At 64.7% G+C, this 14,129-nt stretch carries 15 protein-coding genes; 8 read left to right on the top strand and 7 right to left on the bottom strand.

Features of this window, described 5'->3' with window-relative positions:
* Positions 1-9 precede the first annotated feature (9 nt).
* The 8 genes from AC3WLM_RS03935 (at position 10) to AC3WLM_RS03900 (ending at position 6,275) form a co-directional block, all read left to right on the top strand.
* Positions 10-390, top strand: a complete 381-nt coding sequence (locus tag AC3WLM_RS03935) for a hypothetical protein (protein ID WP_062343962.1) — start codon at positions 10-12, stop codon at positions 388-390.
* A gap of 118 nt (positions 391-508) precedes the next feature.
* Positions 509-1,948 carry a 3-isopropylmalate dehydratase large subunit gene (leuC, locus tag AC3WLM_RS03930; RefSeq protein ID WP_492476662.1) on the top strand — a complete coding sequence of 480 codons (1,440 nt, stop codon included), beginning with the start codon at positions 509-511 and terminating at the stop codon, positions 1,946-1,948.
* A gap of 8 nt (positions 1,949-1,956) precedes the next feature.
* Complete coding sequence (locus AC3WLM_RS03925; RefSeq protein ID WP_062780389.1) at positions 1,957-2,487, top strand: hypothetical protein; 531 nt, start codon at positions 1,957-1,959, stop codon at positions 2,485-2,487.
* A gap of 199 nt (positions 2,488-2,686) precedes the next feature.
* Positions 2,687-3,769, top strand: coding sequence for a zinc ribbon domain-containing protein (locus tag AC3WLM_RS03920; RefSeq protein ID WP_492476661.1), 1,083 nt, complete (start codon positions 2,687-2,689; stop codon positions 3,767-3,769).
* Positions 3,766-4,263 carry a DNA-deoxyinosine glycosylase gene (locus AC3WLM_RS03915; RefSeq protein ID WP_492476660.1) on the top strand — a complete coding sequence of 166 codons (498 nt, stop codon included), beginning with the start codon at positions 3,766-3,768 and terminating at the stop codon, positions 4,261-4,263. The genes AC3WLM_RS03920 and AC3WLM_RS03915 overlap by 4 nt, the downstream gene beginning before the upstream one ends.
* A gap of 60 nt (positions 4,264-4,323) precedes the next feature.
* Positions 4,324-4,485: an LPXTG cell wall anchor domain-containing protein gene (locus tag AC3WLM_RS03910; protein WP_156135865.1), complete on the top strand. Its 162-nt coding sequence runs from the start codon at positions 4,324-4,326 to the stop codon at positions 4,483-4,485.
* Between the two features lie 90 nt (positions 4,486-4,575).
* Positions 4,576-5,184 (top strand): 3-isopropylmalate dehydratase small subunit, encoded by a 609-nt coding sequence (leuD, locus tag AC3WLM_RS03905; protein WP_492476659.1) that lies wholly within the window; start codon positions 4,576-4,578, stop codon positions 5,182-5,184.
* Positions 5,185-5,273: 89 nt separating this feature from the next.
* Positions 5,274-6,275, top strand: coding sequence for an NADPH:quinone oxidoreductase family protein (locus AC3WLM_RS03900; RefSeq protein WP_039337372.1), 1,002 nt, complete (start codon positions 5,274-5,276; stop codon positions 6,273-6,275).
* A 55-nt stretch (positions 6,276-6,330) separates the two neighbouring features.
* Here AC3WLM_RS03900 and AC3WLM_RS03895 read toward each other — a convergent pair whose 3' ends face one another.
* The 7 genes from AC3WLM_RS03895 to AC3WLM_RS03865 form a co-directional block, all read right to left on the bottom strand.
* Entirely contained in the window at positions 6,331-6,984 is a 654-nt protein-coding gene (locus tag AC3WLM_RS03895; protein ID WP_492476658.1) for a trimeric intracellular cation channel family protein, read from the bottom strand.
* 4 nt (positions 6,985-6,988) lie between these two features.
* On the bottom strand, positions 6,989-7,186 hold the full coding sequence (locus AC3WLM_RS03890; RefSeq protein ID WP_039337375.1) for a hypothetical protein: 198 nt from the start codon (positions 7,184-7,186) through the stop codon (positions 6,989-6,991).
* Between the two features lie 65 nt (positions 7,187-7,251).
* Positions 7,252-7,947: a spermidine synthase gene (locus tag AC3WLM_RS03885; RefSeq protein WP_039337376.1), complete on the bottom strand. Its 696-nt coding sequence runs from the start codon at positions 7,945-7,947 to the stop codon at positions 7,252-7,254.
* A gap of 54 nt (positions 7,948-8,001) precedes the next feature.
* A complete protein-coding gene (locus tag AC3WLM_RS03880; RefSeq protein ID WP_039337378.1) occupies positions 8,002-8,337 on the bottom strand; it encodes a DUF6481 family protein in 336 nt (111 codons plus the stop codon).
* A 143-nt stretch (positions 8,338-8,480) separates the two neighbouring features.
* Entirely contained in the window at positions 8,481-9,881 is a 1,401-nt protein-coding gene (gene lpdA / locus AC3WLM_RS03875) for a dihydrolipoyl dehydrogenase (protein ID WP_062343959.1), read from the bottom strand.
* A 119-nt stretch (positions 9,882-10,000) separates the two neighbouring features.
* The gene (odhB, locus tag AC3WLM_RS03870; protein ID WP_492476657.1) at positions 10,001-11,245 is read right to left on the bottom strand and encodes a 2-oxoglutarate dehydrogenase complex dihydrolipoyllysine-residue succinyltransferase; all 1,245 of its coding nucleotides are present in this window, start codon (positions 11,243-11,245) and stop codon (positions 10,001-10,003) included.
* Positions 11,246-11,273: 28 nt separating this feature from the next.
* The gene (locus AC3WLM_RS03865) at positions 11,274-14,126 is read right to left on the bottom strand and encodes a 2-oxoglutarate dehydrogenase E1 component (protein WP_492476656.1); all 2,853 of its coding nucleotides are present in this window, start codon (positions 14,124-14,126) and stop codon (positions 11,274-11,276) included.
* Positions 14,127-14,129 lie beyond the last annotated feature (3 nt).

The following is a 14,129-nucleotide window of genomic DNA, read 5'->3' as shown; positions in this document are numbered from 1 at the left end:
GCTTTTTCCATGCGCAAGACCGTTATCGCCGTTGTTCTTTCCGCCCTTGTCGCAGGCGTCGCCACTCCGGCACTGGCGCACGACAATGACCGTTACCGTGGCGGCAATCGCGTCGAGGCGTCCTATCTGACGCCATCGCGCAATGCCGATGTGCGCCGTGACATCTGGGAGCTTGATAGCCGCATCGACCGTGCGCAGGCCAACCGCGCCATCTCAGTCCACGAAGCGAAGGGCCTGCGTCGTGAGTTGCGCGATCTCAAGACAACCTACACCCGCTTTGCCAATCGCGGCCTTTCGCCAGCGGAATACCACTCGCTCCAGAACCGGGTCGCCGGCATCCATCAGCGCCTCCATGCTGAAAAGTGGGACCGTGACGGTCGCCGTGGCTGAACTCGATCACCGGTTGGCGGATAATACCCAGAAGGCGTAACAAAATTACGCCGACGCGCCTCTTGGCCCGCCCTTTCCTGCTTGAATTGCGGGAAGGGCGGGCCTAACCGCTTGCACCATGTCGAACACCGCAGCACCCCGCACGCTCTACCAGAAGATCTGGGACGCCCACGTTGTCGAACAGCGCGATGATGGCACCGCGCTCATCTACATCGACCGCCACCTCGTCCACGAAGTGACCAGCCCGCAGGCGTTCGAGGCCCTGCGCGCGGCAGGCCGCAAGGTGCGCCGCCCCGATCTTACGCTCGCCGTGCCTGACCATAACCTGCCGACCACCGCGCGCCGCACCGCCGATGGCCAGCGCGTGCCTATTGCCGATCCGGAAAGCGCGCAGCAGCTCGAAGCGCTCGAGCGCAATGCACCCGCTTTCGGCATCCGCTACATCGGCGATGCTGATGCGGAACAGGGCATCGTCCACGTCGTCGGGCCAGAGCAGGGCTTCTCGCTCCCCGGCGCTACCATCGTCTGCGGTGACAGCCATACCGCCTGCCACGGTGGCCTCGGCGCGCTGGCGTTCGGCATCGGCACCAGCGAGGTCGAGCACGTGCTCGCCACGCAAACCCTGTTGCTCAAGCAGTCGAAGTCGATGGAAGTCCGCGTCGAAGGCATGCTGATGCCCGGCGTTACTGCAAAGGATGTTGTCCTGCACATCACCGGCGTGCTGGGTGCGGCTGGCGGCACCGGTTCGGTCATCGAATACACGGGCCAAGTCATCCGCGACCTTTCCATCGAAGGCCGCCTGACCATCTCCAACATGGCGATCGAGCACGGCGCCCGTGCCGGCCTGTGCGCGCCCGATGAAAAGACCTTCGCCTACCTCAAGGGCCGACCTTATGCGCCGAAGGGCGAGGATTGGGACAAGGCCGTCGCCTGGTGGAAGAGCCTCGCGACCGATCCCGGCGCCACTTACGACAAGGTCGTGGTGATTGACGCCAAGGACATTGCGCCGTCCGTCACCTGGGGCACGAGCCCGGAAGACGTCCTGCCGATCAGCGGCCTCGTTCCGGCGCCTGAAAGCTTCGCCGATCCATCCAAGCAGGAAGCCGCCAAGGCCAGCCTCGCCTACATGGGGCTGACCCCGGGCCAGCGCATGGAAGACGTCGAGGTGCAGAACATCTTCATCGGCTCATGCACCAACAGCCGCATCGAGGACATGCGTGCCGCCGCCGCGATCCTGAAAGGTCGCAAGAAGGCCGACAACGTCAAGTGGGCGATCGTCGTCCCCGGTTCCGGCCTCGTCAAGAAGCAGGCCGAGGACGAAGGGCTTGACCGCATCTTCACCGAAGCGGGCTTCGAATGGCGTGAACCGGGCTGTTCGGCCTGTCTCGGCATGAACCCGGACAAGGTGCCAGCAGGCGAACGCTGCGCCTCGACCTCGAACCGCAACTTCGTCGGCCGCCAGGGCCCTGGCTCCCGCACGCACCTTGTCAGCCCCGCGATGGCCGCTGCCGCTGCCGTCACCGGCCGGTTGACCGACGTGCGCAAGCTGATCGGCTGACGCAGCCCGTGGCAGGCCTTCCGACAGCCGCGCTCCAGCTCGCCGGGTTCCTCATGGCCCACGCGTTCTGGACGGCGTCGGACCTGCCGCCCGGCGGCCATTACCAGCCGCAATCGCTGTGCATGCGCGCCGATGGCAGCCGCCAGCTTCAGACCTTCGACGGCGCCAGCCCCAAGGATCAGGACGCTGCCGCCCGGGCCTTCATCGGTGGCGGTGCAGCCCAGTGGCCCGATTGCGCCATTGCCCGGCAGGTCAAGGTCGACACGCCCACGGGCGAAGTCGATGCCCTGGTGATAGACGTCGTCCAGTACGGCGGCAGCGTGATGACCGTCGTGCAGGCCTTCCGTCCCGGCCCGCAGGACTTCCGCTTGCTGGGTGACGAACTCATGCTCGGCGATAACGGCCCGCTCCCGCCGCTCCCCGCCGCCCAGGCCGCCGCCGCCATGCGCGAAGGCGCGCTCGACCACACCGGCCTCGGCGACAAGTGGCAGCAATGGGAAGCAGGGCGCGACCCCGTGAGCCCGCTGGTCCAGAAGTAACCACGCCATCGCCCCAATCACGAGCCCGCACCCTGAACTCGTTTCAGGGTCCATCTCTCCCCACGAACGGACCGTGGTTGCCGAAAGATGGATGCTGAAACAAGTTCAGCATGACATCGTGTTGTAACGCAATCCTGCGCCCAATTTACATCGCCCCGCTCGAAGCTTAGCCTCACTCCAAACCAAGGAGGGGTGATCCATGGACATGATCAAGGGCGTGCGCGTGCCCGAACGCGTCTATCGCGGCGTGCTTTGGGCAGTTTCCATCGTCTTCGCCGGCTTCATCATCGGCTTTGGCAACCTCGTCATCGGCGATCTGCCGATGGTCGAAAGCCAGGTCTACACCGCGCCCGCTGATGACACTCCGGCCATTCGCGCGGTGCGCGACGAGATTCGCAGCATTGGCGACAGCAAGACCGTCATTGACGACAAGCTCGAGATACAGCGCCTCCAGCTCGAACAGGCGCAGCGTGCCTCGGGCACCGCGAACGAGACGTTCAAGGCCTGGATCGCCGCCCGCACCGCCACGACCAATCCGGCGCAGGACCCCGAAGTCCTCGCCCGCACCCGCGAACTTGAGCAGCTCAAGGCCAACGAACGCAGCATCCAGCAGGCAATCGCCAATCTCGAGAATGAGCGCGCCCCGCTTGACCAGCGCGAAAGCACGCTGCGGCTGCGCGAAAACCAGCTGATCTCCGACGCCATTCCGGCGCAGGAGCGCGCGATGTTCTGGCAGGAACTGCGGGTCTTCGGCCTGCGGCTGCTCATCACCCTGCCGATGCTGGCGGTCGCCGCGTGGATGGTGGTGAAAAAGCGCAAGAGCGATCACTGGCCACTGATGCGCGGCTTCGTGCTCGCTGCAGTCTTCGTGTTCTTCGTGGAACTCGTGCCCTACCTGCCCAGCTACGGCGGCTACATCCGTTACGCCGTGGGCATCGTCCTGACCTTCGCGGCGGGTCACTTCCTGATCAAGAACATGCGCGCCTATCTTGCCCACCGTCAGGAAGTGGAGGCGCAAGCCGAGAAGGAGCGCCGCGCCCGCGTCAGCCATGACGAGGCCTTCAAGAAGATGGCCGCGAAGGTCTGCCCCGGCTGTGATCGCCCGATTTCGACCACCGGCGATGCCGAAGCCAACTTCTGCGTTCACTGTGGCATGACCCTGTTCGACCACTGCCACAGCTGCAACACCCGCAAGATGGCCTTCTTCCGCTTCTGCATGACGTGCGGCACGCCTGCGAAGGATGAGGTGGCCGGGAACGACTTCACTCCAGCGTCCGCGTGACCGACCGCAAGTCGTCCTTCGCGCCCGTTGCCGATCCACACACGCGGGTGCTTATCCTTGGAAGTCTCCCGGGTGAAGCCAGCCTCGCCGCCGCGCGCTACTATGCCAACCCGCGCAACCAGTTCTGGCGGTTGGTCGGAGCGGTGATCGACGTCGATCTTGTCGCGCAGGACTATGAAAGCCGCCTCGAAACCCTGCTCGCACATCGCATCGGCCTGTGGGATTCGATCGGGTCGGCCACGCGTTCGGGCAGCCTCGATACCGCCATTCGCGATGTCGCGCCCAATGCGCTGGCCGCTCTAGCCGCCTCGCTCCCGCATCTGCGATGCATCGCCTTCAACGGTGCCAAGTCCGCCAGCATCGGCACGCCGCAACTGGTCGGGGCCGGGGCATTCGCGCTCCTGCGCCTGCCTTCCAGCAGCCCGGCCCATGCCTCGCTCACCTTCGAGGCAAAGCTTGACGAGTGGACGAAGCTGCGGAAATTCCTCGCCTGAGCCTTGCAATCGCAGAACGCCCGGCCAATCTTGGCGTCACGTTTCAAGGAGTTCTCAAGCGTGACCAAGAAGACGGACTGGACCGGCAAGGCAGCCATGGCGGGCGCGGCAATCGGCTCGGCAGCACTCGCCGCCGCCTTGCTCTATGCGTCGCGCCGCAAGGAACGGGCCGAAAAGACCGAACCCAAGGCCCCGCCCGCCGACGCACCCGAGACCGACTGATTTCGGAATGTCCGCCACGCAATAATCTTGCGCCAAAGCTCCCCCAAAACGGGCATTGCATCACCTAACGCGCAAGCTATAGCGACGGTCATGGAACCGGTGAACCAGATCGAAGGACGGGCCATCCCGTTCGGCCGCAAGAACGTCGATACCGACGTGATCATCCCTGCCAAGTGGCTCAAGACGATCACCCGTCAGGGCCTCGGCAAGGGTGCGTTCGAGGCCTTGCGCGCAGATCCTGACAACATCTTCGATAGCGCGGAATTTTCCGGCTCGCCGATCCTGATTGCCGGCGACAACTTCGGCTGCGGCTCCAGCCGTGAACACGCCGCCTGGGCCTTGGGTGACTTGGGGCTAAAGGCCGTGATCGCACCTTCGTTCTCCGACATCTTTTCGGGCAACGCCTTCAAGAACGGCATTCTCACCGTCGTCCTGCCGCAGGAAGCGATCGACCGTCTGATGGAAGTCGCGCAGACCGATCCCGTCTCGATCGATCTCGAAACCCAGACCGTGACGACCCCTTTCCAGGACCGTTTCACCTTCGAGATCGACCCGTTCCGCAAGCACTGCCTGCTCAATGGCCTGGACGAAGTCGGCCTGACGATGGCGCGTGGGGACGCTATCTCCACGCACGAGGCGAAGATGCGCGACAGCCTGCCCTTCCTGGCACGCGGCACCGATGCCGTAGCGGCAGCTTAATCGTACGCTTAACAGGGCTTCCCAAGGCGCGCAAAACTTGCTTCCCTGATGCGGAGCGGATCGAATCCGCAACTATTGGGAGAAGTTGAATGAAGGCTCTGCGCACCCACGCCGCGGGCGGCCCTGAAACGCTGGTCATGGACGAATTGCCCGATCCCGTGCCGGGCAAGGGCGAAGTGCTGGTGCGGGTCCACGCCTGCTCGATCAATTTCCCCGACACGCTGATGATCCGCGATCTCTACCAGTTCAGGCCCGAGCGTCCCTATGCGCCCGGCAGCGAACTGGCCGGTGAGATCGAGGCGCTGGGCGAGGGCGTCACTGGCTGGAACGTCGGCGATCGCGTGATCGCGATGATCGGTAACGGTGGCCTTGCCGAAAAGGTCGTTGCTCCGGTCGCGCGCCTGTTCCCGCTGCCTGATGGCGTCGACTACGCCACCGGGGCATCTCTGCTGATGACTTACGGCACCACGATCCATGGCCTCAAGGATCGCGGACACATCAAGGCTGGCGATACGGTTCTCGTGCTCGGCGCTGCGGGCGGTGTCGGACTTTCGGCAGTCGAACTCGCCAAGGCCTTCGGCGCCCGCGTGATCGCCGCCGTTTCCAGCGAGGAGAAGGCACAGGTCGCGCGCGATGCAGGCGCAGACGACGTCGTGATCTATGGCCGTCCGCCCTTCGACAAGGCCCAATCCAAGGCACTGGCCGAGCAATTCAAGGCAGCCTGCGGCCCCAACGGCGCGGATATCGTCTACGATATCGTCGGCGGCGACTATTCCGAACCGGCCCTGCGCGCGATTGCCTGGGAAGGCCGTTTCCTCGTCGTCGGCTTCCCCGCCGGCATCGCCAGGCTCCCGCTCAACCTGACGCTGCTGAAGTCCTGCGACGTCTGTGGTGTGTTCTGGGGGGCGTGGACCGCCCGCGAACCCGCCGCTTTCAAGGCCGAGGTCGAGGAACTCTTCGCGCTGCTCAAGGCTGGCAAGATCAACCCCCGCGTCTCGCAGCGCTACACGCTCGATCAGGGTCGCGAAGCCATCGCCCTGCTCGAAAACCGCCAGGCCATGGGCAAGGTTGTCGTCGAAATGATCGGCTGACATCTGTTTTCTCCCCTCCCGCAAGCGGGAGGGGTTGGGGGTGGGCTGACCAGCCCTACTGCTCCCCCGAGGAATAGACCGGCAAACCCAGCTTCCACCAGATCGCCGCGCCCCTAAGCGCGAACCCGGCAACTGCAGCCACCGGCCAGACAATACCCTTGTCCATGCCCAGCGCTGCACCACCTGCGCAGATCCCGGCCGAAAGCGCCGCGGCCGTCACGTAAAGCTCGGGTCGCATCAGGATGGAGGGTCTGCCTGCCAGCACGTCGCGGATGATCCCGCCGACGCAGCCGGTAATCACCCCCATCAGCACCGCTGGCACGGGCGCGACGCCGAACGCCAGCGCCTTCGCCGTCCCCAGCACCGCATATGCGCCAAGCCCTGCCGCGTCGGCCCATTCCAGAACCGGCCAATTTCCGACTGGTTGCACCCACCAGCGGTGCGGCGTGAACCACGCCACCAGCGCCACGCCAAGGCACACCGGCGCCACCCACGGATCGCGCACCCAGAAGACGGGCGCGCCGATCAGCAGATCGCGGACTGATCCGCCGCCCACGCCTGTCACCAGCGCGAAGAACGCCATCGTCACGAACGTCTGTCGCAACTGCGCCGCCAGCAGCGCTCCCGTCAGCGCGAACACGGCGATGCCAACGAGATCGAGCAGCCCAATGAGGGCAGAAAGGTCTGCCGTGGGCAGAGCGGTGGGCACGGGCTCAGTTGCCCAGCAGCGCTTCCAGCTTGCCCTTCAGCGCCTGGATGCGTTCGGCTGCTTCGGTGAAGGTCTTGACGTCCTCGCGGTTGTTGTTGCCGCGCGCTTCCTTCGCCGCTTCGACATAGCCCTCAAGATCGGCTTCGAGCGCATCGATCAGGATTTCGGTCTCGTCTTCGGTCAGGGTCAGCTTGATGGCCATCGTGGCACTCCTTCGATTCAAACCCTGCGGTTACCGTCAGCAGCCGCAGGGCACAAACAAAAGGTTCAGGCTTTCGTCGCGAAGAAGATCACGTGATGCAGCGGCTTGCGCCCTTCGCGCGGTTCTTCGCCCGCATCGACGCTGGCCACGTCGACGGTAAATCCCGCGTGCTCCAGCAACTCGACGAAAGCCGGGTCCTGAAACGCTGACCACACCGCCAGAATTCCGCCCGGCCGCAACGCCCGCGCAGCTGCCTGCAGCCCGTCGGGCGAATAGAGCCAGCCGTTGAGCGCCCGGGTCAGCCCTTCGGGGCCATTGTCGACATCGAGCAGGATCGTGTCATAGGCGTTGCGCGCTGCATCGATCAGCATGGCAACGTCGTCATGGACCAGTTGCACGCGGCTATCGTCAAGGCACCCGGCGGTCAGCACCGCCATCGGCCCGCGCGCCCACTTCACGATCTCGGGCACGATCTCGGCCACGGTGACGTGTGCCGTCTCGTCCAGCACTTCCAGCGCCGCCCGCAGCGTGAAGCCCAGGCCATACCCGCCGATCAGCATCTGCAGGTTTGAACGTCCTGCCAGCCGTGCGCAGGTCATTTCAGCCAGTTGCACTTCCGAAGCGCAAACGTCAGTGCTCATTAGCTCGTTACGGTCTAGCAGGATGACGAAGTCCTCGCCGTTCCGCACCAGCCGCAGCCGCGCGCCATCCGGCACGCGACACGTGTCGATCAATTCGTCACCGTCTTCGAGCTCCCACATCGGGGGAGGGGCTACAGGCGAGGTTCCTTGAACCGGGAGGGTGGCGTCCAACGCCTACTTCTTCCGCGCCTTGCGGGCGGCATAGCGGGCATCGCGGGCCGCCTTCTGCGCGGCTTCCAGCTCTTCCTTGCTCGGTGGAGGCGGCACGTTGGCCTTCTCGGCCGCGATCCGCGCCTTTTCCGCCTTCTCTTCCTCGCGCTTCAGGCGGGCCGCCTCGCGCTTTTCGGCCTCGGCCTTCTCCTTGGCCTCGGCTCGGGCAAGCTTCTCGGCCAGCACCGCCGGGTCTACCGGAGCCTTCGCCTTGGCCTTCAGCGCCTCGATAGCCTTGGCGCGTGCCTCGGCCGAAGCGTTGCGGCGGTCGCCGAGACCGGGTTCCTTGTATCCTGCCATGATATTCGTCTGCTTTCTCAATTCTTGCTTGGCCGCTAGCAGCGCAGGCCAAGGATGTCACGCTGCAACGCCGCAGTCGTTCCCGGCAAACGAAAAGGGCCGCCCCGAAGGACGGCCCCGTTCATCAACATGACCCGGCGCGATCACATGTGGATCGGCTTGCCCGTCACGGCCATCGCCGCTTCCTTCAGCGCTTCCGAATGGGTCGGGTGCGCGTGGCAGGTATAGGCGATGTCCTCGCTGGTCGCACCAAACTCCATCGCCTGCGCGGCCTGCGCGATCATCGTGCCGGCAACCGAGGCGATGCACCATACGCCCAGAACGCGGTCCGTCTTGGCGTCCGAGATGACCTTCACGAAGCCGTCCGGCTCGTGGTTGGTCTTGGCACGGCTGTTTGCGAGCATCGGGAACTTGCCGACCTTTATCTCGCCCTTTTCCTTCGCCGCCTCTTCCGTGAGCCCGACGCCCGCGAACTCCGGCATGGTGTAGACCACGCCCGGGATCACGTCGTGGTTCACGATGCCCGTGAGCCCGGCGATGTTCTCGGCCACGGCAATGCCTTCGTCCTCGGCCTTGTGCGCCAGCATCGGACCGGGGATCACGTCGCCCACGGCCCATACGCCCGGAACCTTGGTGGCAAAGTCGTGGTCGGTCTCGATCTGGCCGCGCGCGTTCAGCTCAAGCCCGATCTTGTCGAGGCCGAGGCCATCGACATTGGGACGGCGCCCGATTGCCACCAGCACGCAGTCGGCCTCGATGGTTGCCGCCTCGCCACCCTTTGCAGGCTCGACAGTCAGCGTGGCCCTTCCACCATCCACTGCAACGCCGGTGACCTTCGTGCCGAGCTTGATGTCCATGCCCTGCTTCTTGAAGATCTTGGCCGCTTCCTTGCGCACGTCGCCGTCCATGCCGGGCAGCAACTGGTCGAGGAATTCGACGACCGTGACCTTCGCGCCAAGGCGGCGCCACACCGAACCAAGCTCGAGCCCGATCACGCCGCCACCGATGACCACCATGTGGTTCGGTACGCGGTTCAGCGCCAGTGCACCGGTGCTGTCGACAATCACGCCCGCATCGTTGTCCACGGTCACGCCCGGCAGTGGCGTCACGCTCGAACCGGTGGCGATCACGATGTTCTTCGCGGTCACCTTCTGGCCCGCCACGGTCACGCTGTGCGCGTCCTCGAACGTGGCGTAACCCTTGAGCCAGGTCACCTTGTTCTTCTTGAACAGAAACTCGATGCCGCCCGTGAGGCCCTTGACCGAATCTGCCTTCTGCGCCTGCATCGCATCCAGATCCAGCTCGACAGCGCCGGTCTTGATCCCATAGCTGGCGAACGTGCCGTTCTTCGCCTCGTCGAATTTCTCCGACCCGTGCAGCAGCGCCTTCGACGGAATGCACCCGACGTTGAGGCAGGTGCCGCCCAGCGTCTCGCGCCCTTCGGCGCAAGCGGTCTTCAGCCCCAGCTGCGCCGCGCGGATCGCCGCGACGTAACCGCCGGGGCCACCACCGATGACAAGGACGTCGTAATCGTATTCAGCCATTTTCGGCCTCCGTTGCGCGGTCATGCTTCGACAAGCTCAGCATGAACGGCCTTGGATTCAAGTCATAGCACAACACCCGCTCATCCTGAGCCTGTCGAAGGATGCCGCGCAACACCACCTCAAAGATCGATCAGCAGCCGCGTCGGATCCTCGATCGCTTCCTTGATCGTCTTGAGCGCCGTCACCGCCTCGCGACCGTCGATGATACGGTGGTCGTAAGACAGGGCGATGTACATCATCGGGCGCACCACGATCTCGCCATTGCGGACAACCGGGCGGTCCTCGATGCGGTGCAGGCCGAGCACGGCCGACTGCGGCGGGTTGATGATCGGGGTCGACATCAGACCGCCGAACACGCCGCCGTTCGAGATGGTGAAGGTGCCGCCGGCCATGTCCGCCATGGTCAGCGTGCCGTCGCGCGCCGCCTTGCCGTAGTTGGCGATCGACTTCTCGATGTCGGCAAAGCTCAGCTTGTCGACATCGCGCACTACCGGCACGACCAGCCCGTTCGGAGCCGAAACCGCGACCGAGATGTCGACGTAGTCGAAGTAGACGATTTCATCGCCCTGGATCTGTGCGTTGACCGAAGGGATGTCCTTCAGCGCCAGCACCGAGGCCTTGGCGAAGAACGACATGAGGCCGAGCTTCACGCCGTGCTTCTTCTCGAACACGTCCTTGTACTTAGCGCGCGCTTCCATCACCGCGCTCATGTCCACGTCGTTGAACGTGGTCAGCAGGGCGGCGGTGTCCTGCGCGCTCTTCAGGCGCTTGGCGATGGTCTGGCGAAGGCGGGTCATCTTGACGCGTTCTTCGTTGCGACCACCGGAAATTGCAGCCGCTGGTGCTGCCGCAGGAGCCGAAACGGCCGGTGCGGGCGAGGCCTGCTTGGCCGCAGCCGCTGCCATCACGTCTTCCTTGGTCAGGCGCCCGTCCTTGCCGGTGCCCTTCACGGTCGAGGGGTCGATGCCGTATTCCAGCACCGCGCGGCGCACTGCCGGCGAAAGTGCAGCAGCATCGCCCGATGGCGCAGCAGCAGCGATCGGGGCAGCAGGCGCTTCCGAGGCCGAAGCGGGCGGAACCGGCGCTTCGGTGCGCGGGGCAGGGGCCTGTGCGCCCGCAGCCGCCACGCTGTCCTCGATCAGCGCCAGCAGCGCGCCGACGTTCACCGTATCGCCCTCGTTGGCCACCAGCGCGCCAAGCACGCCTGCCGCCGGAGCCGGAACCTCGACCGCGACCTTGTCGGTCTCGAGGCTGACGATCGGCTCGTCCAGCGCCACGGCTTCACCCGGCTTCTTCAGCCACTGGCCAACGGTTGCTTCGCTGACGCTTTCACCCAGCGTCGGAACCTTCACTTCAATCGACATAATTCACGTTCCTCGGGGAGAAGGAAAATCAGTGCTTCTTCTGACGGCGGATCTCGCCACGTACCGAAAGGCCCAGCGCATCGGCCACCAGCGCGCCCTGCTCGCTGGCGTGACGGCTGGCGAGGCCCGTGGCGGGTGATGCCGCTGCGGCACGACCGGCATAACGGGCACGGGCAACCTTGCTCTTGGCAGCCTTGAGCGATTCCTCGATCATCGGTTCGACGAAGAACCACGAACCGTTGTTGCGCGGCTCTTCCTGGCACCACACCACCTCTTCGAGGTTCGGCATGCGCGAAAGGCGCAGGGCCAGCGGCTCGCCGGGGAAGGGGTAGAGTTGCTCAAGGCGGATGATCTGCGTGTCGGTGATTTCTGCCGCATCGCGCGCCTCGATCAGGTCATAGGCGACCTTGCCCGAACACAGGATGACCTTGCGGGTGTCCTTGTCGGCTGCCGGATTGATGTCCGAAAGGATACGCATGAAGTGCCCGTCGCCGATGAAGTCCGAAGCGACCGACTTTGCCAGAGGATGGCGCAGCAGGCTCTTGGGCGTCATGATGATCAGCGGCTTGCGGAACGGACGGTGCATCTGCCGGCGCAGCACGTGGAAGTAGTTGGCCGGCGTGGTGATGTTGCACACCTGGATGTTGTCTTCGGCGCACAGCTGCAGATAGCGCTCCATGCGTGCCGAAGAGTGCTCCGGCCCCTGGCCTTCGTACCCGTGCGGCAGCAGCATGACGAGGCCGTTGGCGCGCAACCACTTGGCTTCGGACGCAGCAATGTACTGGTCGATCACGATCTGCGCGCCGTTGGCAAAGTCGCCGAACTGCGCTTCCCACAGCACCAGGCTCTTCGGATCGGCGCTGGCATAGCCATACTCGAAGCCGAGCACGCCATATTCCGAAAGCGTCGAATCCAGCACTTCGAACGAGCCGTGCGGCAGCGTCTTCAGCGGAACGTACTTGCGTTCGTCCTTCTGGTCGACCCACACCGCGTGGCGCTGGCTGAAAGTTCCGCGGCCGCAGTCCTGCCCCGAAAGGCGCACGCCATAGCCCTCGGAAACGAGGCTGCCGAATGCCAGTGCCTCACCAGTTGCCCAGTCGAAGCCTTGGCCCGAGCTGAACATCTCGCGCTTGGCGTCGATCACGCGGCCCAGCGTCTTGTGGACCGTAAGGTCCTCGGGAACGGTGGTGAGCGTGCGGCCGAGGCTGTCAAACAGCTTCTGGTCGATGCCGGTTGCCACGTTGCGGCGCGCGGTCACAGGATCGGCCGGCTTGTTCAGGCCCGACCAGCGTCCGCCGAACCAGTCGGCTTCGTTGGCCTTGTAGCCCTTGGCCGCCTCGAACTCGGTCTCGAGCGTCGCCACGAAGTGGCTTTCGATCTCGCCCTTGTAGTTGGCGTCGATCACGCCTTCGGCGACCAGGCGCTTGGCATAGATGTCGCTCACGCCCGGATGCTGGCGGATCTTCGCGTACATCAGCGGCTGCGTGAACGAAGGCTCGTCACCCTCGTTGTGGCCGAAGCGGCGATAGCACCACATGTCGACGACGATGTCGCGGCCGAACTTCTGGCGGTAGTCGATTGCCAGCTTGCAGGCGAAGGTCACCGCTTCCGGATCGTCGCCGTTCACGTGCAGGATCGGAGCCTGCACGCCCTTGGCCACGTCCGACGGGTACGGGGACCCGCGCGAGAACTGTGGGCTCGTGGTGAAGCCGATCTGGTTGTTGATGATGAAGTGGATGCAGCCGCCGGTGTTGTAGCCGCGCACGCCCGAAAGGCCGAAGCACTCCCACACGATGCCCTGGCCGGCAAAGGCCGCGTCGCCATGGATCAGGACGGGCAGCACCTGCTTGTGGCGGGCATTGGGCCCCACATCGTCGCCGATGTCGTCGCGGAACACCTGCTGCGCACGCACCTTGCCGAGCACGATCGGATCGACCGTTTCAAGGTGCGAGGGGTTCGGCACAAGGCTCATGTGAACCTTGGTCCCGTCAAACTCGCGGTCGGTCGAGGTGCCAAGGTGGTACTTCACGTCGCCCGAACCGCCGACGTCCTCCGGGTTGGCCGAACCGCCCGAGAACTCGTGGAAGATCACGCGATAGGGCTTGGCCATCACGTTGGCGAGCACGTTGAGGCGGCCGCGGTGGGCCATCCCGTAGACGATTTCCTTGACGCCCAACTGGCCGCCGTACTTGATCACTGCTTCGAGCGCCGGGATCATCGATTCCCCGCCGTCCAGGCCGAAACGCTTCGTGCCGACGTACTTCTTGCCCAGGAACTTCTCGTACTGCTCGCCACGTACGACGGCAGCGAGGATCGCCTTCTTGCCTGCAGGCGTGAAGTCGATCGACTTGTCGCCGCCCTCGATGCGGTCCTGGATGAACTTGCGTTCTTCCACGTCGGCGATGTGCATGTATTCGAAGCCGACATGTCCGCAGTAATTCGCGCGCAGGATCGCGACGAGTTCCTCAAGCGTCGCCCACTCGAGGCCGAGCACGCCACCGAGATAGATCTTGCGCTTGGCATCGGCGGCCGTGAAGCCGTGATACTCGGGCGAGATGTCGGCCGGGAGCTTCTGACGGGCAAGGCCGAGGGGATCGAGGTCAGCCGCCAGATGGCCGCGCACGCGATAGGTGCGGATCAGCGTCATCGCGCGGATCGAATCCATCGCCGCCTGCTGCAGCGCCGCTTCGTCCAGCGCCACGCCGCCCTTCTTGGCAGACTTCTCGATGACGAGCTTGAGCGCCATCGGGTCCATCGCCTGGGTCAGGTCGTCGCCTGCCGCGGCATCGGTGATCGGCCAGCGCTTGTTGGCCCACGAAGGGCCGGGCTGCGGACCTTCCTGTGCCGGATCCACGTCGAAATCGTGCAGTTCAGAACCCATCAT

The sequence above is a fragment of the Novosphingobium sp. FW305-C-30-35 genome (genome assembly GCF_058783135.1).
This window is presented reverse-complemented; position numbering and strand designations above follow the sequence as displayed.

Excerpts from the sequence above, each read along its gene's own strand:
- AC3WLM_RS03935 (WP_062343962.1), top strand. The coding sequence starts at position 10 with ATGCGCAAGACCGTTATCGCCGTTGTTCTTTCCGCCCTTGTCGCAGGC.
- leuC (WP_492476662.1), top strand. The coding sequence starts at position 509 with ATGTCGAACACCGCAGCACCCCGCACGCTCTACCAGAAGATCTGGGAC.
- AC3WLM_RS03920 (WP_492476661.1), top strand. The coding sequence starts at position 2,687 with ATGGACATGATCAAGGGCGTGCGCGTGCCCGAACGCGTCTATCGCGGC.
- leuD (WP_492476659.1), top strand. The coding sequence starts at position 4,576 with ATGGAACCGGTGAACCAGATCGAAGGACGGGCCATCCCGTTCGGCCGC.
- AC3WLM_RS03900 (WP_039337372.1), top strand. The coding sequence starts at position 5,274 with ATGAAGGCTCTGCGCACCCACGCCGCGGGCGGCCCTGAAACGCTGGTC.
- AC3WLM_RS03890 (WP_039337375.1), bottom strand. The coding sequence starts at position 7,186 with ATGGCCATCAAGCTGACCCTGACCGAAGACGAGACCGAAATCCTGATC.
- AC3WLM_RS03885 (WP_039337376.1), bottom strand. The coding sequence starts at position 7,947 with ATGTGGGAGCTCGAAGACGGTGACGAATTGATCGACACGTGTCGCGTG.
- AC3WLM_RS03880 (WP_039337378.1), bottom strand. The coding sequence starts at position 8,337 with ATGGCAGGATACAAGGAACCCGGTCTCGGCGACCGCCGCAACGCTTCG.
- lpdA (WP_062343959.1), bottom strand. The coding sequence starts at position 9,881 with ATGGCTGAATACGATTACGACGTCCTTGTCATCGGTGGTGGCCCCGGC.
- odhB (WP_492476657.1), bottom strand. The coding sequence starts at position 11,245 with ATGTCGATTGAAGTGAAGGTTCCGACGCTGGGTGAAAGCGTCAGCGAA.
- AC3WLM_RS03865 (WP_492476656.1), bottom strand. The coding sequence starts at position 14,126 with ATGGGTTCTGAACTGCACGATTTCGACGTGGATCCGGCACAGGAAGGT.